Source organism: Paenibacillus oenotherae (genome assembly GCF_019443105.1).
Taxonomy (GTDB): Bacteria; Bacillota; Bacilli; order Paenibacillales; family Paenibacillaceae; genus Paenibacillus_Z; species Paenibacillus_Z oenotherae.
The window spans coordinates 19,933-43,740 of sequence record NZ_JAHZIJ010000024.1; the positions used below are offsets into that span (position 1 = coordinate 19,933).

General features: G+C 53.0%; 22 protein-coding genes. 20 read left to right on the plus strand and 2 right to left on the minus strand.

Translation table 11 applies throughout. The features are described from left to right. Window positions 1-84 precede the first annotated feature (84 nt). Together glmU and K0T92_RS21970 are read left to right on the plus strand one after the other, a co-directional pair. Window positions 85-1,485 carry a bifunctional UDP-N-acetylglucosamine diphosphorylase/glucosamine-1-phosphate N-acetyltransferase GlmU gene (glmU, locus tag K0T92_RS21965; protein WP_281423185.1) on the plus strand — a complete coding sequence of 467 codons (1,401 nt, stop codon included), beginning with the start codon at window positions 85-87 and terminating at the stop codon, window positions 1,483-1,485. A 919-nt stretch (window positions 1,486-2,404) separates the two neighbouring features. Then, the gene (locus K0T92_RS21970) at window positions 2,405-3,055 is read left to right on the plus strand and encodes a 50S ribosomal protein L25 (RefSeq protein ID WP_219874640.1); all 651 of its coding nucleotides are present in this window, start codon (window positions 2,405-2,407) and stop codon (window positions 3,053-3,055) included. 100 nt (window positions 3,056-3,155) lie between these two features. Here the strand turns inward: K0T92_RS21970 and K0T92_RS25170 are convergent, their stop codons facing one another. Next, window positions 3,156-3,563 (minus strand): hypothetical protein, encoded by a 408-nt coding sequence (locus tag K0T92_RS25170; RefSeq protein WP_246628356.1) that lies wholly within the window; start codon window positions 3,561-3,563, stop codon window positions 3,156-3,158. 63 nt (window positions 3,564-3,626) lie between these two features. On the opposite strand from K0T92_RS25170, the gene pth reads away from it, so the two are divergent. The 5 genes from pth (at window position 3,627) to K0T92_RS22000 (ending at window position 10,374) form a co-directional block, all read left to right on the plus strand. Next, window positions 3,627-4,187 carry an aminoacyl-tRNA hydrolase gene (gene pth / locus K0T92_RS21980; RefSeq protein WP_219874641.1) on the plus strand — a complete coding sequence of 187 codons (561 nt, stop codon included), beginning with the start codon at window positions 3,627-3,629 and terminating at the stop codon, window positions 4,185-4,187. A 55-nt stretch (window positions 4,188-4,242) separates the two neighbouring features. Continuing rightward, window positions 4,243-4,473, plus strand: coding sequence for an anti-sigma-F factor Fin (gene fin / locus K0T92_RS21985; RefSeq protein ID WP_219874642.1), 231 nt, complete (start codon window positions 4,243-4,245; stop codon window positions 4,471-4,473). Between the two features lie 134 nt (window positions 4,474-4,607). Continuing rightward, window positions 4,608-8,135 carry a transcription-repair coupling factor gene (mfd, locus tag K0T92_RS21990; RefSeq protein WP_219874643.1) on the plus strand — a complete coding sequence of 1,176 codons (3,528 nt, stop codon included), beginning with the start codon at window positions 4,608-4,610 and terminating at the stop codon, window positions 8,133-8,135. Next, window positions 8,122-9,150, plus strand: a complete 1,029-nt coding sequence (locus K0T92_RS21995; RefSeq protein ID WP_219874644.1) for a peptidylprolyl isomerase — start codon at window positions 8,122-8,124, stop codon at window positions 9,148-9,150. Before mfd ends, K0T92_RS21995 begins: the two co-directional genes overlap by 14 nt. 174 nt (window positions 9,151-9,324) lie before the next feature. After that, on the plus strand, window positions 9,325-10,374 hold the full coding sequence (locus K0T92_RS22000) for a lactonase family protein (protein WP_219874645.1): 1,050 nt from the start codon (window positions 9,325-9,327) through the stop codon (window positions 10,372-10,374). Here the strand turns inward: K0T92_RS22000 and K0T92_RS22005 are convergent. Further along, window positions 10,337-10,702 (minus strand): hypothetical protein, encoded by a 366-nt coding sequence (locus K0T92_RS22005; RefSeq protein ID WP_219874646.1) that lies wholly within the window; start codon window positions 10,700-10,702, stop codon window positions 10,337-10,339. The two genes, K0T92_RS22000 and K0T92_RS22005, sit on opposite strands and share 38 nt — an antisense overlap. 332 nt (window positions 10,703-11,034) lie before the next feature. Here K0T92_RS22005 and urtA point away from each other — a divergent pair, with 332 nt between their 5' ends. From urtA to K0T92_RS22070, 13 genes are all read left to right on the plus strand, one after another. Beyond that, window positions 11,035-12,291, plus strand: a complete 1,257-nt coding sequence (gene urtA / locus K0T92_RS22010; RefSeq protein WP_219874647.1) for an urea ABC transporter substrate-binding protein — start codon at window positions 11,035-11,037, stop codon at window positions 12,289-12,291. A 105-nt stretch (window positions 12,292-12,396) separates the two neighbouring features. Beyond that, on the plus strand, window positions 12,397-13,302 hold the full coding sequence (gene urtB, locus K0T92_RS22015) for an urea ABC transporter permease subunit UrtB (RefSeq protein ID WP_219874648.1): 906 nt from the start codon (window positions 12,397-12,399) through the stop codon (window positions 13,300-13,302). A 22-nt stretch (window positions 13,303-13,324) separates the two neighbouring features. Next, window positions 13,325-14,416, plus strand: coding sequence for an urea ABC transporter permease subunit UrtC (gene urtC, locus K0T92_RS22020; protein WP_219874649.1), 1,092 nt, complete (start codon window positions 13,325-13,327; stop codon window positions 14,414-14,416). Beyond that, entirely contained in the window at window positions 14,382-15,161 is a 780-nt protein-coding gene (urtD, locus tag K0T92_RS22025; protein ID WP_219874690.1) for an urea ABC transporter ATP-binding protein UrtD, read from the plus strand. Before urtC ends, urtD begins: the two co-directional genes overlap by 35 nt. After that, entirely contained in the window at window positions 15,139-15,834 is a 696-nt protein-coding gene (gene urtE / locus K0T92_RS22030; protein ID WP_219874650.1) for an urea ABC transporter ATP-binding subunit UrtE, read from the plus strand. Before urtD ends, urtE begins: the two co-directional genes overlap by 23 nt. Before the next feature lie 112 nt (window positions 15,835-15,946). Continuing rightward, the gene (locus tag K0T92_RS22035) at window positions 15,947-16,585 is read left to right on the plus strand and encodes an energy-coupling factor ABC transporter permease (protein ID WP_219874651.1); all 639 of its coding nucleotides are present in this window, start codon (window positions 15,947-15,949) and stop codon (window positions 16,583-16,585) included. Then, complete coding sequence (locus K0T92_RS22040; protein WP_246628357.1) at window positions 16,578-16,988, plus strand: PDGLE domain-containing protein; 411 nt, start codon at window positions 16,578-16,580, stop codon at window positions 16,986-16,988. The genes K0T92_RS22035 and K0T92_RS22040 overlap by 8 nt, the downstream gene beginning before the upstream one ends. Beyond that, entirely contained in the window at window positions 16,975-18,576 is a 1,602-nt protein-coding gene (gene cbiQ, locus K0T92_RS22045) for a cobalt ECF transporter T component CbiQ (protein WP_219874652.1), read from the plus strand. Before K0T92_RS22040 ends, cbiQ begins: the two co-directional genes overlap by 14 nt. Before the next feature lie 242 nt (window positions 18,577-18,818). Further along, window positions 18,819-19,361 (plus strand): stage V sporulation protein T, encoded by a 543-nt coding sequence (spoVT, locus tag K0T92_RS22050; RefSeq protein WP_219874653.1) that lies wholly within the window; start codon window positions 18,819-18,821, stop codon window positions 19,359-19,361. Window positions 19,362-19,533: 172 nt separating this feature from the next. Then, a complete protein-coding gene (locus K0T92_RS22055) occupies window positions 19,534-21,288 on the plus strand; it encodes a putative polysaccharide biosynthesis protein (protein ID WP_343223775.1) in 1,755 nt (584 codons plus the stop codon). 155 nt (window positions 21,289-21,443) lie between these two features. After that, the gene (gene yabN, locus K0T92_RS22060) at window positions 21,444-22,922 is read left to right on the plus strand and encodes a bifunctional methyltransferase/pyrophosphohydrolase YabN (protein WP_219874654.1); all 1,479 of its coding nucleotides are present in this window, start codon (window positions 21,444-21,446) and stop codon (window positions 22,920-22,922) included. 262 nt (window positions 22,923-23,184) lie between these two features. Continuing rightward, entirely contained in the window at window positions 23,185-23,457 is a 273-nt protein-coding gene (locus K0T92_RS22065; RefSeq protein WP_219874655.1) for an HU family DNA-binding protein, read from the plus strand. Between the two features lie 3 nt (window positions 23,458-23,460). Next, complete coding sequence (locus K0T92_RS22070) at window positions 23,461-23,742, plus strand: RNA-binding S4 domain-containing protein (RefSeq protein WP_219874656.1); 282 nt, start codon at window positions 23,461-23,463, stop codon at window positions 23,740-23,742. Window positions 23,743-23,808: the final 66 nt, after the last annotated feature.

Here is a 23,808-nt window from a genome sequence, read left to right on the forward strand (position 1 = left end):
GGCTCTCTTTTCTTTTGTTCCCGAATAGGCTATATTCAATAGAGAATTTACGAGGGCAGCTCGTTGAACCAGGAGGGACTTGAATTGAAAATGATGGCGATCGTGCTTGCTGCAGGACAGGGCAAGCGGATGAAATCGAAACTATATAAGGTGCTCCACCCGGTATGCGGCAAACCAATGGTTGGCCATGTTCTGCAGACCGTGCAAGAGGCCCGGTGCGAACGTACGGTTGTTGTAGTGGGCCATGGGGCTGAAGCGGTACAGGCTTATATCGGCGACGGTGCGGAGTTTGCGCTCCAGGAGAAGCAACTGGGCACAGGACATGCTGTACAGCAGGCAGAGCCTCTGCTGGGCAATGAAGAGGGAACGACCGTAATTCTGTACGGGGACACGCCTCTTGTTACGTCTGAGACGATTCAAGCTTTGCTTGATCTGCATCTATCAACGAAATCGGCAGCGACGGTGCTTACCGCAGTTGTGCCGAATCCGCAAGGCTTGGGCCGGATCATCCGTGATGATGCAGGCTCCGTGCTTCGTATTGTGGAGCAGAAGGACTGCACGCCTGAGGAGGCGCTCATCAGCGAGATTAACACGGGCATGTACTGCTTTGACAATCAGAAGCTGTTCCAAGCGCTCAAGCAGGTTAAGAACGACAACGCGCAGGGGGAGTTCTACCTGACCGATGTCATGGAGATTATGAGAAGCGGTGGAGAGACGGTACAGGCTTACTGCGCCTCCGATTTTGCTGAAGGTATCGGCGTTAATGACCGCATCGGTCTGGCAGAGGCTGAAGGGCTAATGCGTGCGCGTATTGTGCGTAAGCATCAGGTGAATGGCGTAACGGTCATTGATCCGGCTGCTACTTACATTGAGGCTGGCGTTGTTATCGGCTCTGACACGGTTCTTTACCCGGGCACGGTGCTCAGAGGCAGCACTGTTATTGGTGAGGACTGCATCATTGGACCGCAAGCGGACATCACGGATACGGTCATAGGGAACGGTGTTGTGTTTAAGCATTCTGTCTCTGTGGAGGCCGTTATTGGAGATGAGAGTGCGGTTGGCCCCTATGCGAATCTCAGACCTGCTTCAAAGCTGGGTGTGGGCTGCAAAATAGGCGACTTCGTTGAACTGAAGAACGCGGAGCTGGGCGATGGCAGTAAAGTGTCCCATCTCAGCTACATCGGCGATGCTAAGGTCGGCAAGGACGTTAATATTGGCTGCGGCGCTATAACTGTCAATTACGACGGCTACAATAAGGCTGTGACCGAGATTGGAGATAATGCGTTCGTTGGCAGCAATGTCAATCTGATCGCGCCAATTAAGGTGGGTGACGGCGCCTATGTTGTAGCGGGATCTACGATCACGCATGACGTAGAAGCCGGTGATCTTGCTATCGCCCGTGAGCGCCAAGTGAATAAGCCTGGCTATGCGGAGAAGCTTCGCGGACGCGCCAAGGCGAGGAAAGAGAACAGTAAGAACCACTAACATGTAGCATTCACATAAACGAAGAAGCGGTGCGCTAAACACGGAGCAGTACGTAAATAACCAAAAGCAGCTTAGCAATCGCCTAAAGCAGCAGTAAAGTAGAAAGTCGTGCAGTAAACTGCCTAAAGTAGCAGTGAAACAGAACTCGTGCATTAACTGTCTAAAGTAGCAGTGAACCAGAACGTCTGCAGTAAACCGCCTAAAGTAGCAGTGAACCAGAACTCGTGCAGTAACTGTCTAAAGTAGCAGTGAACCAGAACTCGTGCAGTAAACCGCCTAAAGTAGCAGTGAACCAGAACGCCGTGTAGTAACTGTCTAAAGTAGCAGTGAACCAGAACGCCGTGCAGTAACTGTCTAAAGTAGCAGTGAACCAGAAACGCCGTGCAGTAACCGCCTATGGCGGGAGCGGATTCGCGCAGTACGATAACACTGCCTTTGACGGTTAGAGGAGCGAGAGTTTTCAAACAAATCAGCTGTGGCGGTAGTAGGGGTTCGAAAATCTCTGTATCCTGCTGAGGGCAGCGCTTCAATAAACAGTGAACAAGCATGCGAAACTACAGGTTTTCTTGTGTTCCGGCGTGCTGAAGGCTGAATGCCTGCCAAAGTGCAGGCATTTCACTGGCATTTGTCCTAATCAGTCAATTCAGCCGTAAATTCCTGCCTAATCGCAGCAATTCTACCTCTTAGGGCTTCTTTTGGCCGAAAATCCTGCGCTTTCGCAGGATTTTTTTTCTGCCGAGCACAAGGCTGAGCTGAAGCGCTCGCTGGCGTTGGGCGCATACCCGCCAGACTATCTCGTACAGCCTGATGGATGCGGACTTCAAGCGCTGCTCGTGGAACTGCGGCAGAAATAATTGTTTAATTCGGCTTGGCATTGGGTATGAATATATGGAACTCGATTTACAAGGAGGTTTCATATATGGCTATTGCACTAAGAGCCGAGGAACGAACTGTAGGAACACAAGGTCAATTGAACAAGCTGCGGCAGCAAGGAGTTATTCCGGGTGTCGTATACGGCAAGCAGCTAGAAACTCCTAGGCCAATTAAAGTAGATGAGAAGGAGCTTCTAAGCCTCTTGCGTTCACATCCCCATGCGCTGCTCGAAATAGAAGTGCCTGGCGTTGGCAAGCAGCCTGTCATGTTGACGGAGGTTCAGCGAGATCCATTGACACGGAGTGTCGTTCATATCGATTTACATCAGATTAATATGAATGAGACGGTGAAAACACCGGTTCGTATTGAAGTTGTAGGTGAGGCGCAAGGTGCTCGGGAGGGCGGCATCCTACAGCTCATGATTCATGAACTGGAGATACAGTGCTTGCCGAATGAAATTCCGGAGGCCATCGAAATTGATGTGACAGAACTTCAAATGGGCGATAACTTGCTCGTTAGCGATCTGTTGCTGCCTAAAGGGGTCACTACCCGCATTGATGCTGAACAGGTGGTGGTAACGGTTCTTGTGCCGCAGAAAGACCTGACAGAGGAAGAAGCTGAGGACGCTGCGGTGGAATCGGTGGAAGCCGACCAACGAGCAAAGGAAGCGAACATGGACGCTGTGCATACCGAATAGCATCGTAATGATAAAAGATAAATACAGGAAAGGGCTGCCGAGGCAGCCCTTTCCTGTATTGCATTATGAGGAATAAGTTCGTCTGATGACAAAATTATTGTTAATAGCCTGGGCGAGAAACAAAGGTATATTCCTTCCGACCGTAGAAAATATTATTGACCTTGATGTAGTCCGAACAATACTGTTCAATGAAGCCGATGTCACTGTGCTCCTTCTGCAAATAAATTTGAATAGGTACATGACACTCGCGATGATCGTCGAAATGCGTGTCATCAAAAATCAGTTGACCGTTTAGATACATCGAAAACTCTCCTTTGAATTCAATGTATGGCTCAATGCCGTTTATATAGATATGACAATCGACAATGATGATTCGTTGCATTATTACAAAATATTTCATCATTTTTTTTGCAAAGTGAGCTATTTTTCGTTTAAGCTGCATATTACAGCGGCAACTCACAACGGTTTCAAGCTCTATCGCTGTACGGAGAGAGGTCTGCATGTTCAAAAGAAGCCTCTGCTTCAGGCAGTGGTTGAAGCTCGTATAAACTTTTAGGAGATGAATTTCAGCATGAAATGGATTGTCGGATTAGGCAACCCGGGTACGACTTATCAAGGGACTCGTCATAATATTGGATTCATGGCGGTTGATGCCTTCGCTAAGCGGCATGGGATCAACATAACTCAAAGTAAATGCAAGGCGCTGATCGGGGAAGGAAATGTCGCTGGCACAAAGGTCGTACTGATTAAGCCGATGACGTATATGAACTTATCCGGTGAGTCGGTAAGGGGATTTATGGACTACTATAAGGCCGACCTGGCCGATATGATTGTAGTCTATGACGATCTCGATACGGAGTGCGGGAGAATCAGACTCCGCTATCAAGGCAGTGCAGGCGGACATAATGGAATTAAGTCCATCATTGCGCATACGGGCACGCAAGTATTCAATCGGGTGCGAATGGGAATTTCCCGTCCGCAGCCAGGAATGAATATCGCGGATTATGTGCTGGCCAACTTCCCGAGAAGCGAAGGCGACCAGGTGAAGGCAATGATCGAGGATACCTGCGACTCCCTTGAGTTTGCGCTGAAAAATCCTTTTGACCAGACGATGGCCAAATTCAACCGTTAGAATTGGGCACGTTCGGGCATACTGAGGGTATAACAACCGCTCAGGAGGCATACATATGGCTGTAAATTATATTTGTCGGCACTGCAGAACGGCGATGGGATCGATCGAGAGCGCTGGAATATCGGAGCTGCAGCTTGGCTTCCATTTCTTGACCCCTGAAGAACGCAGCGATATAATAGCGTATAATCCGAATGGAGATGTCACGGTAAAGGTTGTGTGTGATTATTGTCGCGAAGCGCTTGAAAGCAATCCAGAATTGCTGCTTGTGACAAGCCCCCTTCAGTAGCAAGCAAGGTAAGAATGAATAGCAGCGAGGAGTCTTGGCGCACGGCCGAGGCTCCTTTTGTGACGGGATGAACGGTTGCCGTCGACATAGAAATGACCGTACTTGGCTTGTGGATGAAATGAGGTGCCAGAGCGTTGAAAGCGTTATTAGAGGCATACGCCGCGGATACAGACTTCCAGTCCGTCTTATCCGGAATTCAAAAAGGGATGCGCGAACAGCTTGTATCCGGACTCGCAGGCTCATCGCGTCAAGTGATGATTGCTGCGCTGGTGCGAGAGTTAGCAAGGCCAATCGTTGTTGTAACACATAATATGTTCGCTGCTCAGAAGATTGCCGAGGATCTGGCGGAATGTCTGAACCCCGACGAGGTGCTGCTCTATCCGGCCAATGAGCTGGTAGCAGCTGAAGCGGCGATATCAAGTCCGGAAACGCTCGCACAGCGCATGGATGTGCTTATCCAGCTGTCACAAGGGTTTCGCGGTGTTGTTGTCGTGCCTTTCTCCGGGGTTCGGCGCTATCTTCCTGTACGCGGAGCGATGGCCGGCGCAAGAATTGAGCTTCGTGTGGGAGAGACACTCCCGATGGAATCCTTCCTGCAGCAGATGGTCGGACTTGGTTATACACGTGTGGATAAAGTCGAGAACAAGGGCGAGATGAGTGTTCGCGGAGGTATCGTAGACGTCTATCCGCTGACAACGATCCACCCTTTCCGCATTGAATGGTTTGATGATGACATCGACTCTATACGAACGTTCGATCCAATCGAGCAGCGTTCGATCGATAAGCTGGATCATTATGTCGTGCCGCCTTGCCAGGAGCTGGCAGCGGATGCGCCAAGATTCGCGAGCGCAGCTCAGCATGCGTCTGAGCTGCTGGAGCAGCAGCTGCTCAAGATGACAGACCGGTCGGCTAAAGACCGGCTGCGCGCTGATATAGGCGCCGAGATTGAGCAGCTGCGGCAGCATCAATATTTTCCGGAAATCTATAAATATATCTCGCTGCTTTATCCTGAACGGCAGACCCTATTCGATTATCTTGCGCAGGATACGCTGCTCATCTACGATGAACCGACGCGGCTGATCGAGACGGGCAAGCAGTTGGAGCGGGATGAAGCGGAATGGGCGACGCACTTGCTTCAGAACGGGAAGTCGCTGCCGGGCTTTGTTCTGGCCTGTCCGTCGGATGATGTGCTCTATCATCGTCCCTTCCAGACGGTGTTTCTGTCTCTTTTCTTACGGCAGATTCCACATACCCAGCCGCAGAATATTCTTAATGTTGTCAGTCGGGCAATGCAGAACTTCCACGGCCAGATGAATGTGCTCAAGGCGGAGATGGAGCGCTGGCGCAAATCCGGAGCCAATGTGATGATGATGGCCGGCAATGCGGAGCGAATGGACAGGATGCGGCGGGTTCTCTACGATTATGGCATTGAACCGCCTGTCTTGATTGAGGGCAATCTGCAATCAGGCTTCGAGCTGCCCTCGATTCATCTGGTCGTCATTACGGAAGGCGAGATGTTCTCGCAGAAGCAGCGCAAGGCGCGGCGTGTAGACAAGAAGCTGGATAATGCGGAGCGAATCAAGAGCTATACCGAGCTGAAGGTCGGCGATTACGTCGTTCATCAGAATCACGGAATTGGAAAATATATGGGCATCGGCACGCTTGAAATCGCCGGGATCCATAAGGACTACATCCATATCATGTATGCGGGTGGCGACAAGCTCTCGGTTCCGATTGAACAGATCGACATGATTCAGAAATATGTCGGTTCGGAGGAGAAGGATCCGAAGGTCTACAAGCTTGGCGGAAGTGATTGGGTACGGGCCAAGAATAAGGCGCGTTCTTCTGTGCAGGATATTGCCGATGATCTGATTAAGCTGTATGCGGAGCGTCAGGCAACGACAGGATTTGCTTTCGGTGCGGATACGACGTATCAGCAGGAATTCGAAGCGATGTTCCCGTATGACGAGACCAGAGATCAGATGAGAGCTATTGAAGAGATCAAGAAGGATATGCAAATTGCCCGTCCGATGGACCGTCTGTTGTGTGGTGATGTCGGCTACGGCAAGACAGAGGTAGCGGTTCGTGCAGCATTCAAAGCGGCTATCGAAGGGAAGCAGGTTGCGATCCTCGTTCCTACGACGATCTTGGCGCAACAGCATTACGAGACGTTCAAGGAGCGATTCTCCGAGTTTCCGTTCAACATCCAGGTGCTGAGCCGTTTCCGCTCCAAGAAGGAGCAGAATGATACGATCAAGGGCATCAAGGCAGGCACAGTTGATGTCGTAATTGGAACGCACCGCTTGCTGTCACAGGATATCATATTTAAAGACCTCGGCCTGCTTATCGTCGATGAGGAGCAGCGGTTCGGCGTATCCCACAAGGAGAAGCTCAAGCGGCTCAAGACGAATGTCGATGTGTTGACGCTCACTGCAACGCCGATTCCGCGCACGCTGCATATGTCTATGCTGGGTGTGCGTGATCTGTCGGTTATTGAGACGCCGCCGGAGAACCGGTTCCCGGTTCAGACCTATGTCGTTGAATACAGCCCGTCCCTCGTTCGTGAAGCGATTGAGCGAGAGCTGGCGCGGGGCGGCCAGGTGTACTATTTGTACAACCGTGTCCAGGGCATTACACAGATGGCGGAGCAGATCAATATGCTGGTGCCGGATGCGCGTGTAGCGGTCGGCCACGGTCAGATGTCCGAGCAGGAGCTGGAGAAGACGATTCTTGACTTCCTGGATGGAGAGTCGGACGTGCTTGTGAGCACCAGTATTATTGAGACGGGCGTCGATATCCCGAATGTGAATACGTTGATTGTGCATGATGCGGACAAAATGGGGTTATCGCAGCTGTATCAGCTGCGCGGCCGTGTTGGCAGGTCTAATCGCATTGCCTACGCTTACTTTACTTATCAGCGGGATAAGGTGCTGACGGAGGTCGCCGAGAAGCGGCTGCAATCTATTAAGGAGTTCACAGAGCTCGGCTCCGGATTCAAGATTGCGATGCGGGACTTGTCTATTCGCGGTGCAGGCAATCTGCTCGGCGCAGAGCAGCATGGTTTCATCGCATCGGTCGGATTTGATCTATATTCACAGATGCTGGCAGATGAGATAGCCAAGCGCAAGGCGGATATGGAGGGCCATGAGGCGGTGCCGGAGAAAGAAGTGAGCACGGTTATCGATATGAGCATCGATGCTTACTTGCCCTCAGCTTATATTTACGATAGCATACAGAAGATAGAGATATATAAAAAGGTGGCGGCGATAAGATCGTTCGAGGAAGCGGATGATCTTAGAGAGGAACTGGTCGATCGATTCGGCGATTTGCCGCAGTCGGTAGACAATCTGTTGGCAGTAGCCCGCTTGAAGGTGTTCGGAGCGATATGCGGAATTGAGCAGATTAGCGGACGCAGCGACGATATTATCGTGCGTTTCGCAGAGCGCGAGAAGCAGCGCATGGACACGAAGAAGGTGGATCAGCTCTGTCTGCAATTCGAGAATCGGTTCAAGCGTTCAACCGGCAATGAGCCATGCCCTCTGATTCAACTGCGAGGAAAGGGCATTACAATGGAGCAGAAGCTTGAGCTGCTGGAACGGTTCTTGACTCACATTAGAGATACTAACCATTCGAAAGGGGAATTACAGGATGTTGCGCACTAACTTTTGGAAGAAGGGGATCCTGCTTACGCTGGCAGCTCTTCTTATCGTCGTGCTTGCGACGGGATGCGGCAAGAAAGACGAAGGAGAGGTCATCGCGACCTATAAGGACGGAACAGTAACACAGGTGGAATTCGACAAGTATCTGGCATTCTTCAGTATTCTTCAGCCAGGTTCAGAGATGTATTTCACAATTCCGCAATTCAAGGAGCAGCTTCTTAATCAGTATATCGGCTACAAAGTGCTGAACAGCCGTCTTGGAGATAAGAAGGATGAAGAGATTGAAAAAGAAATTAGCGGCTTCTACACGGAATTCGAGAAGCAGCGTGCAGCGAATGAAGAGCTGAAGAAGAAAGTGGAAGAATCGAACCTGTCCGGTGACGACATGAAAAATTTCTACAAAATGGTCATCAGCGTGACGAAGGATCAGGATAGCAAAATTTCAGATGATGATGTGAAGAAGCAATACGAGAAAGCCAAGGCTGAATTCAGTATTGTAAGTGTTCGTCATGTTCTGGTGAAAACAACCGAGAGAGAAACCGGCGCAGAAGTGCGCAAGGATGAAGAGGCGCTGAAAATCGCCAAGGAAGTGAAAAGCAAGCTGGAAGCGAACGGCGACTGGAATGCGATCGCCAAGCAATATTCGGAAGATCCAGGCTCCAAGGATAATGGCGGTCTGTATGAGGATGTAGAAGCCCGCAATTGGACACCGGAATTCAAAGAAGCTTCCCTCAAGCAAGAGATTGGAAAAATCGGCGATCCGGTTAAATCGTCGGATGGTTACCACGTAATTAAAGTAGAGAAGCGCGTAGAACAAGCGTTTGATAAATTGTCTCAAGAAGCGAAGAACAGCCTGAGACAGGCAATTGCTTCAGAGAGAATGAACGAGTTCATGACGAAGGAGCTTCCAGGTCTGATTGAAAAGATCAATCTGCCGAAAGAAGAAGCGCCTGCAACGGATGATGCGGCCAAAGACAATACGGGCAAGACGGATGAGAAGGCTGAAGAGACGAAATAATTCACGATTCAGCAGGATAACAAGCAAGATAAGCGGGACAAGCAAGGCAAGTAGGACAAGCCCTCCGGGTAATCGGAACGGCTTGTCTTCTTTTTTATCAATGAGATGATTGCTGTGCATATGAAGGGTAATAGTGAGTGGATAAGAAGAATGCCATTGAAGGAGGAAGGCTGCATGAAGGAAAGGTTGTTGTATGTCGGCTCTTACGCTGCGAAGGATGAAGAAGGGATAACAGGGTATCGGTTTCAATATGATGAAGGCAAGCTGGAGAAGCGGTTCGGGATGGCGGGTATCGCTAATCCTTCATTCTTGACACTGAACAGTGATAGGACGCGTTTATATGCGGTTAGCGAAGCGTCTGATGGCGATGGAATTGTCGCAAGCTTCGCTATTCACGAGAGCAGCGGAGAGCTTATTCTGCTTAATAAGCGCACAACGTATGGTTCCGCGCCCTGTCATGTGATGCTTGACGGGGAGGAGGAATTCCTTGTCGTTACGAACTATCTCGGCGGCAATGTGGTGTTATATCGCGTAGAAAAGGATGGCTCCATTGGGCCTATTGCTGACAATGTCGCCCACGAAGGCCATGGTCCCCGAAGCGACCGTCAGGAGAAGGCGCACCCTCATTCCTCTATCATGGATCCATCTAACCGCTATGTGATTGTGGCCGATCTCGGAATCGACAAGCTCGTGCATTATCGGCTTGATCGCGAAGCGGGAAAGCTGATCCTTCACAGGGAGACGGTGACCGCTTCAGGAGCAGGGCCGCGTCATCTTGCTTTTCATTCCGGCGGCAGGCTTCTCTATGTGCTGAATGAACTCGACTGTACGGTTGCTGTCTATTCATTCCGTGCTGAGGATTCTGAGCTTGTAAGGATACAGATCATCTCAGCGCTGCCAGAATCCTTCGATGGTGAGAATACAAGCGCAGATATCCATGTGACGGGATGTGGCCGTTATCTCTATGCTTCTAATCGCGGGCATGACAGTATTGTAGTGTATCGAATCGATGACGAGGGGCTGTTGGCCTTGGTGGAGCACGTGCCAAGCGGCGGGCGGATACCGCGAAATTTCGCCCTTGCACCGGATGATCAATTTCTGCTTGCTGCTAACCAGGATACCCATGAGGTCGTTGTGTTTCGCATTGATCCGGAAACAGGGCGACTGCTGGAGACGAGTCACATTATTAATGGGGCGGCGCCCGTGTGTATTCAATTCGTTTAAGATGGAGGCAGAGTCGTCTAAGCCTCCGAAACCCACTTTGTAGTGGCAGGCTGTTGAAATACCCGACCGCTGTCATACAGCGCAGCACCGCTCTGGCATCTGCGAGCACGGTGCGAACACCTCCGGTGCAGCGGAGCGTGCCCATAAACGGCGAACATGCCTGCGAAAATGCAGGCTTTCTCTCGTTCTGGATAGCTAAAATTGAAATGCCTGCCAAAGTGCAGGCATTTTTCTGTTTTTTGCCCCTATCAATCATTTCCGCTGCATATTCCTGCATGATCGCAGGCATTCTGCCTTCCAGGGCTTCTTTTAACCGAAATTCCTGCATCTACGCAGGCTTCCCTCGTTGTCGTCGGGTCAGTCACTAAAATGAAGCCTCGTCTCCACAGTCCGACTATGTTACATATATGTCATATGTGGCGCAGAAAGTTCGTCATTTCAAGACAAAAAGAGACGAAATCCATCATTTATGTTAAGTATATGTTATTTATATCGATAAAAATAACCGAAGCGCCACTAAAAAACAAGAATATCCACAATTTGATGTAATATATATTGACATGTAAGAGATCGTGAATCTATAATGAATCAACGAACAAAGGAGCGCTTGATGTGCGAAACGTTCGGAATAGAGAAAAAAATAGCCTGGGGAGTGGGAGAATGAGAGAAAATGTTTGGAAAAGCCTTTCTTTACTACTGGTAGCACTCTGTATTGCATTAGCAGGCTGCAGCAATGACAACAAGGGGTCGACAAGTGAGGGTACAACGGAAACCAGCGGGGCTGGCGGTGGAGACGGCGAGATCAAGGTCGGTATCCTCCACTCGCTTAGCGGTACGATGGCGATCAGCGAGGTTTCTGTTAAGGAAGCGGAAATGATGGCGATCGATGAGATTAATGCCAAAGGGGGCGTGCTTGGGAAAAAGCTCGTGCCTGTCGTTGAGGATGGCGCATCGGACTGGCCGACTTTCGCAGAAAAAGCACGCAAGCTTATATCAGAGGACAAAGTTGCAACGGTGTTCGGAGGATGGACCTCCGCAAGCCGCAAAGCAATGCTCCCTGTATTCGAAGAACTGAATGGGCTGCTCTGGTATCCTGTTCAATATGAAGGCTTGGAGGCATCGCCGAATATCTTCTATACAGGCGCAACGACGAATCAGCAGATCGTTCCGGCAGTGACCTGGCTGCTTGAGAACAGAGGGAAGAAATTCTTCCTGCTCGGCTCTGATTATGTGTTCCCTCGTACAGCCAATAAAATTATTAAGGAACAGCTGAAAGCCGAAGGCGGCGAGCTTGCAGGCGAGGAGTATACCCCGCTGGGCCACACGGATTATGCGACGATTATAAGCAAGATTAAAGCGGCGAAGCCGGATGTCGTCTTCAATACGCTTAACGGAGACAGCAATGTTGCCTTCTTCAAGCAGCTCAAGGATGCGGGAATTACAGCGAAGGATCTCACTACGCTGTCTGTATCGGTAGCAGAGGAGGAAATTCGCGGTATTGGCGTCGATGTGCTGGAGGGCCACTTTGCGGCCTGGAACTATTACCAGACGACAGATACGCCGGCGAACAAGACCTTCGTGGAGAACTACAAGAAGAAGTACGGGGCCGACCGCGTAACGGCGGATCCTATTGAAGCAGGTTATGATGCTGTCTACCTGTGGGCAGCGGCAGTAGAGAAGGCTGGCTCTGTTGATGTTGCGAAGGTGAAGGAAGCGGCTAAGGGATTGGAGTGGGACGCGCCTGAAGGCAAAATCAAGATCGACGGCGATAACCAGCATATCTATAAGACGGTTCGTATCGGCGAGGTGCAGGCAGACGGACAGTTCAAGGAGCTGTGGAACTCCGGTGATCCGGTCAAGCCGGATCCGTATCTGAAGGGATATGAATGGGCGGGCAGTCTAAGCTCGGGCAACTAAAAGGTTAACCTTTCTAGGCAGGTGATGGCAGGGGGAGTATTCGGCGCTTGATACTCGGATACTTCCTCTTGTCATATCTGAAGCTGTTCTCTCAGGGGTGAAGGTATGGATGTTATAGTGCTTCAACTGTTCAATGGTATTAGCGTCAGCTCCATCTTGCTGCTGATCGCGCTTGGTCTTGCGATTACGTTCGGACTTATGAAGGTCATTAATATGGCTCACGGAGAGCTGATTATGATTGGCGCCTACTCGGCATATGTCGTCCAGAATCTATTCACTTCATATATGCCCTCTTCGATGTTCAATTGGTATTTCGTTGCTGCTATCCCTGTCAGCTTCATCGTAGCATTCCTGATGGGCTTGCTGCTGGAGACGACATTGATTCGTTTCCTGTACGGGCGTCCGCTCGACAGTCTGCTTGCTACATGGGGGATCGGCCTCATGCTGCAGCAGCTTGCACGCACGATCTTCGGAGCGCCGAACGTCGGCGTGACCAGCCCGTCCTGGCTCAATGGCGGTGTGACAATTATGGGAGATGTCGTTCTGCCATACAAAAGGTTGTTTATTATCGCGCTCGTCTGTTTGTGCTTGTTCGCGATGTACGTATATATTTACCGCAGTCACTCAGGACGCCGGATGCGGGCTGTCATGCAGAATCGCGAGATGGCCGCATGTCTTGGCATCTCTACGCGCCGGGTCGATGCGGTGACATTCGCTATCGGCTCCGGCATTGCGGGGATTGCTGGTTGCGCACTCACGCTGATGGGGCCGATCGGGCCTTCGATTGGCACCTATTACATCGTAGATGCGTTCATGGTTGTTGTGCTGGGCGGTGTCGGCAAGCTGGTTGGAACGGTGTTCGGCGCTTTCGGCATTGGGATGTCGAATACGCTGTTCGAATACTGGACGACGGCCTCTCTCGGCAAAGTCTTGGTCTTCTTATGCATCGTCGCCTTCCTGCAGTGGAGGCCGATGGGGCTGATCGCGATGCGTTCACGTTCGCTTGATTAAGAGATAAAGGTGGGACTTTAACATGCATAAGCGATTGATGTCGCCTCAGCGGCTCTGGCTGCTTGCGGGATATACGGCTGCGGCTGTGGCGCTGTTCTGCGCACCGCTATATTTAAGTGATTTTCGGCTGAATCTGCTTGCCAAGTTTCTCGCTTTCGCCATTGTTGCGCTGGGTCTTGATCTGATCTGGGGCTATACCGGCATTCTAAGTCTGGGGCACGGGGTATTCTTCGGTCTGGGCGGTTATGCGATGGCGATGTATCTAAAGCTGGAGGCAAGCGGCGGCCGCCTTCCGGACTTTATGGATTGGAGCGGACTGACCGCGCTGCCGTGGTTCTGGAAGCCGTTCAGCAGCTTCGGCTTTGCGTTCGCTGCAGGCATACTGCTGCCTGCGCTGCTTGCGCTGGTGCTGGGATATTTTACATTCCGGAATCGGATCCGCGGGGTTTATTTTACGATACTGACCCAGGCGCTTGTTATCATTACAGTAACGCTGTTTATTGGACAGCAGGCCTACACGGGCGGTACGAATGGCGTAACGGGGTACGGCAAGCTGTTCGGACAATCGCTAGCCTCTCCGGAGACGAAGCAGACCCTCTACTGGGTGACCGTTGTTGCGCTTATTGCGGCTTATGTGCTGTGCAGGTTTCTTGTGAAGAGCAGATTCGGCAAAGTGCTCCGGGCGATCCGCGACGGTGAGAACCGCGTCCGATTCATCGGCTATAATCCTGCTGTCTATCAAATGGTCGCCTTCAGCATATCCGCAGGATTGGCGGGGCTGGCGGGTATGCTCTTCGTTCTTCATGTAGGCATTATTTCGCCGTCGATGATGGGGATTGTGCCCTCGATAGAGATGGTCCTCTGGGTGGCAATCGGCGGTCGCGGCACCTTGGTGGGCGCAGCGCTTGGGGCGATTCTGCTCAATTCTGCGAAAAGTGTGTTCAGCGAGTCCTATCCGGACGCCTGGCTGTTCTTCATGGGGGCGTTGTTCGTTATTGTCGTCGTATTCCTGCCTAAGGGTGCGGCTGGATTGTTCGGGCAATTCAAGTGGCTGAGAAAGGGGAGGACGGTGCATGAAGATGGGGATGGAGTCAGCTATCCTGCAGTGCGATGAGGTGACGGTCGATTTCGACGGATTCAAGGCTGTTCAAGGGATGAGCTTCCGGCTTGAGCGGGGGGAGCTGAGATTCCTTATCGGACCCAATGGCGCAGGCAAAACAACGATGCTGGATGTCATCTGCGGCAAGGTGAAGCCGACGGTCGGCAAAGTGCTGTTCGGCGGCAAGATTGATATTACGCGCAAGAAAGAGCATCAGATTGCCGAGCTTGGCATCGGACGCAAATTCCAGACACCGTCGATCTTCCCAACGTTAACCGTGTTCGAGAATCTGGAGATTGCCATGCGGCAGAACCGCAGCGTGCTGGCGGCATTGCGGGCAAAGCTGAATGCGGAGGAGCAGGAGCGGATTGCAGCGCAGCTGGAGATGATCGGACTTCAGGAGAAGGCTTACTGGAGGGCTGGAGGTCTGTCCCATGGCGAGAAGCAGTGGCTTGAGATCGGGATGATGCTGCTGCAGGAGCCGGAAATTCTGCTGCTGGATGAGCCTGTGGCTGGCATGACGGACAATGAGACAGAGAAGACCGGCGAGCTGCTTCGGACAATCAGCCAGACCCAGTCTATTGTTGTCGTGGAGCATGATATGGAATTTGTCCGCAATTTTGCAAGCAAAGTAACGGTCATGCATGAGGGCAGGCTGCTCAAGGAAGGCTCGATGGAGGATGTGCAGCGCGATGACCGGGTGGCAGAGGTCTATCTTGGGAAAAGGCGGGATGCTGATGCTGGCCGTTCAACAGCTTGAAGCAGGTTATGGCGAGAGTGTCATACTGCGCAATGTGACGCTTGAGGTGAAGCAGGGAGAGGTGGTCTGTCTGCTCGGGCGCAATGGAGTAGGCAAAACAACACTGATGAAGAGCATCATGGGCGTGCTGAAGGCGCGCAAAGGGCGCGTAACCTACTATGGCGATGATCTGACGAAACGAACGCCGGGACAGCGGGCCAAGAGGGGGATTGGATATGTGCCGCAAGGGCGGGAGATCTTCCCGCAGCTGACGGTGTTCGAGAATTTGCTGCTTGGTCTGGAAGCATCCCCGGAGAAGGGGCGTGTGGTTCCTGAGTCTGCCATCGCGAAATTTCCGGTGCTGCCAACGATGTATGGACGGCGCGGCGGCGACCTGAGCGGGGGGCAGCAGCAGCAGCTGGCCTTCGCGAGAGCATTGGCGTCCCAGCCGGAGGTACTGCTGCTCGACGAGCCTTGCGAAGGGATTCAGCCTTCTATTGTGGACGATATCCGGGATGTTATCCGCTCGATCAAGTCGGACGGCAAGACAGCTATACTGCTCGCGGAGCAAAGCCTGGAGTTCGTGAAGAGTGTTGGCGATTACTTCTACATTCTGGAGAAGGGCTCGGTAGCATGGGAGGGCAATTGCGAGTCGTTGAGCGATGAGGTCATTCGCCGCTATTTGACGGTCTAACAGGTTGGGTGTGTAATAAAACCTGACATACACATTGACAAAAGGGAGCAGGGCCCCTGACAATTGTAAGAAATAGTGGCATTGGGCCAAGGTTCTTAAGGAGTGGATGTACTTGCACATACCGGACGGATTTCTCGACGCAAAGGTGTGGATGACGACAACGATAATTGGCGCAGGTGCGGCAGCATACAGCTTGAGGCGGACGAAATTGGCCATGGAGCCTAAGAAAGTGCCGATGATCGCGCTGATGGGCGCATTTGTGTTTGCGGCGCAGATGATTAATTTCCCGATTGCGGGAGCGACCTCGGGCCATTTTCTGGGCGGGGCACTAACTTCCATTCTGTTCGGTCCGTGGATCGGGTCAATTATAATGGCAGCCGTTCTCTGCGTTCAGGCGCTTGTGTTCCAGGATGGAGGCATTACAGTATTGGGAGCCAATGTTCTGTGTACCGGCTTCATAGGCTGTTTTGTCGGCTATGGGGTATACCGTACGGGTATGCTGCTGCTGCGAGGCAGAGGCAGGGCTCTCATAACGTTCTTCGCGGCATGGCTGTCTATTGTGGCTGCATCTGCTGGCGTGGCGCTGCTGCTGGCATGGTCAGGGACGTTCGAGCTTGGCCTGGCGCTAAAAGCCATGCTTGGCTGGCACAGCTTGATCGGCATTGGCGAGGGTGTTATCACGACACTGGTCACAGGGTACCTGCTTGAGCGAAAGGTATCCGTAGCCAAGGGGGTGGCGGGCCATGCTTGATGGAATGGATAAGAAGCGATTGGATGATCAGGGGAAACCGGGGAATGCTGCTTCTGGGCCGGAGAACGCGAAATCCTATGTGCTGACCATAAACAGGACCAAGTGGGCGATTATGCTGACTGCAACCCTGGCGGTAGCGGGACTCTTATCGCCCTGGGCGTCATCTTCGCCTGACGGATTGGAGCGTGTCGCTGAAGATCACGGATTCCTCGATACGGCTGGCGCGGTGCATCAATGGGCTCCTATTCCTGATTATGAAGTAGGCGGCTTGCCGGGCAATGCGCTTAAGGTAGGCGCTGCTGGTGTCATTGGCGTACTCGTTATGCTGGCTGCGCTATGGGCGGTTTCGCGTGACTACAACAGGAACAGCGGCAGTGGAGGCGATACGGATGTCGTCAACTGATTCGATCAAAGCCACGCACAATGACGTCCCTGCAAAGCTGCCCTTCCTCCGCCAGGTGAATCGCCGGCTGTTGACTGTGCTGGCATTGCTCGCTACGATAATGTTCTTTCGCAATCCTGCGGCTCTTACGGGGGCAGCAGGATGTTTTCTGTTTATCGCCCTTTGGTCAGGAGTTCCGCTTCGACATATGGTGAAGCGCCTGCTGCTTATTGTGCCATTCGGACTCGGGGCCGTTGTGTTCATTCCGTTCCAGGGTGCTGGCACGCCGTTTATGGAGATCGGGCCATGGACGGCGACGCAGGAGGGTATGGACAGCGCGACGGTTATTTTGCTCAAGATGGTCTGCGCAAATGTATTACTTACATATCTGCTCTTCATTACTCCCCTGTTTGATTTGATCAGAAGCTTGCGATCCCTGGGAGTTTCAGCGATTTTTATTGAGATTATCGGGCTGATGATGCGGTATTTCTTCCTGCTCAAGGAGGAGGCGGCCAGCATGGTGAGCGCACAGCGCTCGCGGGGGCTGGAGCTGAGGGGCTGGCTGTGGAGCCGCAGAACTTATAAACGCTTCGGGGAACTGCTCGGCGTGTTGTTCCTGCGTGCCTTTCACCGCAGTGAACGCATACACCAGTCGATCTCGGCACGAGGCGGATTCTCTGGCGGAGGGATGTCCCGTCATCATGGGGAAAGCATTCAAGGGGGCGGCAGTGCGGCCATTGAGGTGCGCGATGCCTCATATTCTTACGGCGGCAGTAATATTGAAGCGCTTCGCGGGGTATCCTTTACGATTGAACGGGGCGTTAAGACGGTGCTGATGGGACCGAATGGAGCGGGAAAATCGACCTTGATCTCCCTTCTTAACGGCCTGGAGGAGCCGTCAAGCGGAGAGGTTCAAGTGTTAGGTAAGCGATGGACACGCGAGTCGGGGATGAGGTTGCGCCAGCGTGTCGGTGTCGTCTATCAAGATCCTGACGACCAGATTTTCTCTACATCTGTCGAAGAGGACGTCGCATTCGGGCCGCGTAATTTGGGACTGCCGGAATCGGAAGTAAAGGAGAGAGTCGCCGATGCTCTTCGTACAATGGGCATCTGCGAGCTGCGGGGTCGGTCGCCGTTCGAGCTGAGCTATGGTCAAAAGCGTCGTGTGGCCATTGCCGGTGTACTGGCGATGCGGCCGGAGATTATTATTCTCGACGAGCCGATGGCATTTCTTGACCCTAAGAGCCGGGACGATCTGCAGGCTATGCTCGATGAACTGCATGGACTTGGTATCACGCTGATGGTCGCGACGCATGATGTTGATTTTGCGGCAGAGTGGGCGGAGAGGGTACTCCTGTTGAAGGAGGGGCGGTTGCTGGCGGCGGGAACGACAGACCTGTTGTACGATGATGCGCTGATCGCGAAGGCGGATCTCCATCTGCCCCGGCTTGCCCGTCCTTTTCGCTTGCTTCATGGGGTGAAGGGCTTGCGTCCGCGCACGGTACAGGAGACGGCGCAGTTGATCTGGAAGCTGATGATGCGTGGACCAGGTACTTCGGCTGAAGAGGATGAAGAAGCACGGAAGCCGGATGTGCGGCGGGGGCGCTGATCCAATATATGGGGATGCGCAGCAGGAGCAGAAGGGCTCCATTGGAATTGGAATTTGCCGGAAGTTGCGGTGGAATCATGGTTTGCATGGGATTGAGCCGTGCATAAGAATCTGGGAGGGGATGAATACTATGGTCAGATTCGAATTCACCATTTTCAAGGATCCTCTCCTCTTGAGCGATAGACAAGCATGATGTATCCCAGTCAAATTCAAACCTTCAAGGAAAGTGGGGCAACTAGAATATGAAAGCAACTGGAATTGTTCGCCGCATTGATGATCTCGGCAGGGTGGTCATACCAAAGGAAATCCGCCGTACATTGCGTATTCGCGAAGGCGACCCGTTAGAAATATTCGTTGACCGTGATGGTGAAGTTATTCTGAAGAAGTATTCACCTATTGGAGAACTTGGAGATTTCGCCAAGGAGTATGCGGAGTCGCTGTCCGAGAGTACGAGCCATATCGCCATGATTACCGACCGTGATCATATTATTGCGCTTGCGGGTGCGCCAAAGAAGGAGTATCTGGAGAAGCAGATTGGCGCCTTGCTGGAAGGATGCATGGAGAATCGGAAGACGCTGTCTGAATCGGCCGGCGGTTCCTTCGAGGTTGTCAAGGATGTCGGAGAAACCTTCAGCTCATTCGTAGCTGCCCCCATCGTTGCCGGAGGAGATCCCATCGGTACGGTCGTTCTGCTAAGCAAAGACGACAGTGTGAAGATGTCCGAGATGGAAATCAAGATGGTTGAGACGGCAGCGGGCTTTCTTGCCAAGCAGATGGAACAATAACAAAGCGAAGCTTCCTGGAGATGTTCTTCAAGGGAGCTTTTTTCTTTGGAGATTGGCTGATCAGCGTTTCAAGGGCGGTGGCAGGGCGGCTGCTGCCCTGCTGATTGTTGTGCGATTATGAGCATAACGGGGTATAATGGGGGATAGGAGAAGAGATAGGCAGGTGCAAGCAGTGGAACGTGGACTGGACGAGAGGGCGGCTGCTTCTGACGCCAGTACCGGAGCTCCGATACCCACAGGGATGTCAGGGCAACCGGACAGCCGTTTAGGCAAAGCCTCATTGTGGAGAGGCGCAGCGGTAATGGGAATCGCGATGCTGGTGAGCAAAGTGATCGGTACCTTGCAGAAAATCCCGCTGCAAAACATTGCCGGTGACCGCGTGTTCGGGATCTATAATGCGGTGTATCCGCTGTATCAGCTGTTGTTGGCCGCAGTGACGGCCGGATTCCCTGTTGCTGTCTCGCTGCTTGTCGCAGAGAGAGAGGCGGCCGGAGACCGCGAGGGGGCCTACAAGGTTCTGGGGGCCAGTGCGCTGCTGCTGTCGATCAGTGGAGCGGCAGGCTTCGTGCTGCTGTGGGCTGGCGCCGACCTGGTAGCGGGATGGATTGGTGACAAGGGGACGGCTCCGGCTATTCGGATGACGGCGCTAGCCTTATGGGTTGTGCCGCTTATGGCTGCTCTGAGAGGCTATTATCAAGGACTGGGACGGATGCTGCCCTCAGCAGTGTCGCAGCTCGCTGAGCAGAGTGTGCGCGTGGCGGGAATGCTTCTGCTGCTTGCAATAGGCTGGCAGCTGGGCTGGGCGGATCCGGAGCTCGCTGCCGGGGCAACAGCCGGATCGGCTATCGGCGGAGCGGTCGGCCTCGCGGTTATGGGGCTGTATTGGCTTCGTGAGAAGCGGGAGCGGAGCGGCAGGCAGAAGAAGAGTGCGGCAAGCGTTGAATCTTCGGCTGATAAGTGGCAGCTATTAGATGAACAAGATGAACGGAATGGACTGCTGGCGATTGTGCGGCGATTGTCGGCGCTGGCATTGCCTGTGGCGCTGGGGGCACTTGCTGTTCCCGCGCTCAGTGTGGTTGACGCGTTCACTGTGCCGCGCCTTCTGCGCGACACGGTTGGCGACGCCGATGCCTTGGCGGCATTCGGTTTATACAGCAGAGGCCAGCCGCTTGTGCAGCTGGTCGTAATGGTCGCCGGTGCCATAGGCGCTGCGCTTGTTCCGGCTTTGGCGGCAGCGCGTGTGCGCGGTGATGGGTCGGGGCTGCGCCAGCACGCGAATATTACGATGCGGACCGCGTGGTCATTAGGCGCAGCCGCTGCTGTGGGGCTCGTTATTCTGGCGGAGCCCATCAATGTGATGCTGTATGCGGACGATAACGGAACGCTGGCATTCGCTCTTGTTGCCTGTACTGCGCTGGCAGGTACAGTTAACGCTATCGCGGCAGCAGTGCTGCAAGGCCTCGGCCAGGTGCGCGGGCCGATGCTGTTCATGCTTGCTGCAGCTGCGCTCAAAGCGGCACTAAACGCGGTGCTGGTGCCGCCATATGGCATCGCTGGCGCGGCCTGCGCAGGCATTGCCGCGCTCACTGCGGCTGCCCTGCTGAGCGCGGTCGCTGTGCGCCGCGCCACAGGCGCAGCAGCCATGCCCGCCCGCGATGCTGCGGGCATGGGACTCGCGCTCGCGGTCATGGCCGCGGCGCTGGTCTTGGCCGAGCGCGGCGGTGCGGCGCTGCTCGGCCCTGCGCTGCCGCCGAGGGCGGCAGCTGCGGTGCTTGCGCTAGGGGGCACCGCCCTCGGCGCAGCGCTGTTCTTTGCCGCCGCGCTGCGCAGCGGCGGTATACGGGCGCGCGACCTGCGCGCGCTGCCCCGCGGCGAGGCTATCGCCGCCAGGCTTCGCCGCTGGCGGCTGCTGCCCCGCGGCGAATAGCCGCCTCAGCCGTAGACTCAGCCGTAGACCCTGCCCTGGGTCAACTGGCTGCCCTTGGGTCCGAATAGCCGCCTGTAGCACTCAATAGGCGGGCGGAGTGTACCGGTGTAACTTTTCAACGCCTGAAAGCGTTAACTATAAAGGAGGATACATATATGCAACCGAGTATTACTGTCGTTGGTCTTGGCACCGGCGATGTGGATCAGCTGACGATTGGAATTTGGCGGAGGCTGCAGGCGGCGGAGCATCGTTATGTGCGAACGGACAAGCATCCGACGATGCGGCTTTTTAACGAGCACCAATTATCTTATACGTCATTTGACTATCTGTACGAGGAGCTCGACTCATTCCCGGATGTCTACGCGGCGATAGCGGAGGCGCTGCTTGCGCGGGCGGCCGAGGGGCAGCCTGTTGTATACGCCGTTCCCGGACACCCCATGGTAGCCGAGCGTACAGTACAGCTTCTGCGCGAGCGCTGTCCACAGGAAGGGGTCGCGCTTACAGTCTTAGGCGGGGAGAGTTTTCTCGATCAGGCATTCACGAGGCTCGGCTTCGATCCCATCGAAGGGTTCCAGCTGCTGGATGCGGCTGAGCTGAAGCCGTCTCTGCTCCAGCCCAAGCTGCACACCCTCATTGGTCAGGTGTACGACGAATACACGGCCTCTGATGTCAAGCTGACGTTGATGGAACGCTATCCCGATGATCATCCCGTCACGATTGGGCATGCGCTTGGCGTTCCTGGCGAGGAGCGAATTATTACGGTGCCGCTGTACGAGCTGGATCGGATACAGGAATACGGCAACTTGTCGCTGATCTGGATTCCGCAATCCAATGGCGAAGCACTTCAGAACCGTTCGTTTGACCGCTTGCACGAAATCGTCGCTATTCTTCGCAGTCCTGAGGGTTGTCCGTGGGACCGCGAGCAGACGCATCAGTCCATACGCAAAAATTTTATCGAAGAGACCTATGAAGCGATTGAAGCGCTCGATAATGATGATCCGGACGGGATGCGCGAGGAGTTTGGTGACGTCATTCTGCAGGTTATGCTTCACAGCCAAATGGAAGAGGAGGTAGGCTCCTTCTCCATCTATGATGTGATAGAAACGCTGAATGAGAAGCTGCTGTTCCGCCACCCTCATGTTTTCGGTGAAGAAGGGGCTGCCGATGCGCAGGAAGCGCTTCAGAACTGGGAGCAGATGAAAGCGGAGGAGAAGCGCCGCAAGGGTATCGACCCTGCGCTGCAATCGAAGCTGGACGGTATTCCTCCTGATCTGCCAGCACTTATGAAAGCTTACAAGATTCAGAAGAAAGCGGCCAAGGTAGGTTTTGATTGGGATGATATTAATCCGGTACTGGACAAAATCCAAGAGGAACTCGGGGAGCTGCGTGAGGCGATAGACAGCAAGGATGCGGACGAGCAGGCTTCTGAATTGGGTGATCTCCTGTTTGCTGTAGTCAACGCGTCTCGATTCATTCACGCTGATCCGGAAGAGGCGCTTGCACGAACCAACCAGAAATTCAAAAAGAGATTTTCATATATTGAAGAGCAGCTTCGTATAAGTGGACGAACCTTTGACCAAACTGATTTAACAGAGATGGATCGTTTTTGGGAGGAAGCAAAGCGAATTCCATAACCTTAATTCGTCAAAAATCGGGTCAATTCCACACCATTCTCAAAAAATTTGCTGAAACAGCAGGATTTTTTTAGCATCAAGCAGAATAGTATCTTTCGAAAGGCGCACCCTGCAGCCAACGAGATTGCTCTTTGGCTGGTGCATAACAAAGTGCTTTCCAGTAGAGTCGCAGAAAACGAAGCGAAAGCTTACGAGGCTGGTTTTCTGCTCACAGGAAGCCTGGCATGTAAGTATCGCAGAAAACCTTAGGAGGCTAAAAAAGATGAACAAAACAGATCTAATCAACAACATTGCTGCTAAGAGTGGCCTGACCAAACGTGATGTAGAAGCCGTATTGAACGGATTTATGGGTGAAGTAACTGACGCGCTTGCAGGTGGAGATAAAGTCCAACTGATCGGCTTTGGCACGTTCGAAACACGCAAACGCTCTGGACGTACGGGCCGCAACCCGCAGACGGGCGCTGCTATCACTATTGCTGAATCCAATGTTCCTGCTTTCAAAGCGGGCAACAAACTGAAAGAAGCAATCAAGTAATTCATGCGTCTTGATAAATTTCTCAAAGTATCGCGGTTGATCAAACGGCGCACTGTCGCCAAGGACGTCTCCGATCAAGGGCGTGTCTGGGTCAATGGCCGCGAAGCCAAAGCGAGCAGCACCGTCAAAGCCGGCGATGAGCTCAAAATTCAATTCGGCCAAAAAATCGTCACTGTTCGCGTAGAGCGAATTACGGAGACGACGAAGAAGGACGAAGCGAGCGGCATGTATACTTTGTTAAGTGAAGAATCCCGCCAGTCCGAGAACAAACTCGATTGGCAATAGCAAGCATTAGAGAGTATTGTCCCCATGGGACAATTCCTGCTGCAAACACAACGGGGCTGTCCGAAA

Bases quoted from the DNA above. Each gene is read 5' to 3' on its own strand.
- K0T92_RS21970 (WP_219874640.1), top strand. From the start codon at position 2,405: ATGGCTATTGCACTAAGAGCCGAGGAACGAACTGTAGGAACACAAGGT.
- pth (WP_219874641.1), top strand. From the start codon at position 3,627: ATGAAATGGATTGTCGGATTAGGCAACCCGGGTACGACTTATCAAGGG.
- fin (WP_219874642.1), top strand. From the start codon at position 4,243: ATGGCTGTAAATTATATTTGTCGGCACTGCAGAACGGCGATGGGATCG.
- K0T92_RS21995 (WP_219874644.1), top strand. From the start codon at position 8,122: ATGTTGCGCACTAACTTTTGGAAGAAGGGGATCCTGCTTACGCTGGCA.
- K0T92_RS22000 (WP_219874645.1), top strand. From the start codon at position 9,325: ATGAAGGAAAGGTTGTTGTATGTCGGCTCTTACGCTGCGAAGGATGAA.
- K0T92_RS22005 (WP_219874646.1), bottom strand. From the start codon at position 10,702: ATGCAGGAATTTCGGTTAAAAGAAGCCCTGGAAGGCAGAATGCCTGCG.
- urtA (WP_219874647.1), top strand. From the start codon at position 11,035: ATGAGAGAAAATGTTTGGAAAAGCCTTTCTTTACTACTGGTAGCACTC.
- urtB (WP_219874648.1), top strand. From the start codon at position 12,397: ATGGATGTTATAGTGCTTCAACTGTTCAATGGTATTAGCGTCAGCTCC.
- urtC (WP_219874649.1), top strand. From the start codon at position 13,325: ATGCATAAGCGATTGATGTCGCCTCAGCGGCTCTGGCTGCTTGCGGGA.
- urtD (WP_219874690.1), top strand. From the start codon at position 14,382: ATGGGGATGGAGTCAGCTATCCTGCAGTGCGATGAGGTGACGGTCGAT.
- urtE (WP_219874650.1), top strand. From the start codon at position 15,139: ATGCTGGCCGTTCAACAGCTTGAAGCAGGTTATGGCGAGAGTGTCATA.
- K0T92_RS22040 (WP_246628357.1), top strand. From the start codon at position 16,578: ATGCTTGATGGAATGGATAAGAAGCGATTGGATGATCAGGGGAAACCG.
- cbiQ (WP_219874652.1), top strand. From the start codon at position 16,975: ATGTCGTCAACTGATTCGATCAAAGCCACGCACAATGACGTCCCTGCA.
- spoVT (WP_219874653.1), top strand. From the start codon at position 18,819: ATGAAAGCAACTGGAATTGTTCGCCGCATTGATGATCTCGGCAGGGTG.
- yabN (WP_219874654.1), top strand. From the start codon at position 21,444: ATGCAACCGAGTATTACTGTCGTTGGTCTTGGCACCGGCGATGTGGAT.
- K0T92_RS22065 (WP_219874655.1), top strand. From the start codon at position 23,185: ATGAACAAAACAGATCTAATCAACAACATTGCTGCTAAGAGTGGCCTG.
- K0T92_RS22070 (WP_219874656.1), top strand. From the start codon at position 23,461: ATGCGTCTTGATAAATTTCTCAAAGTATCGCGGTTGATCAAACGGCGC.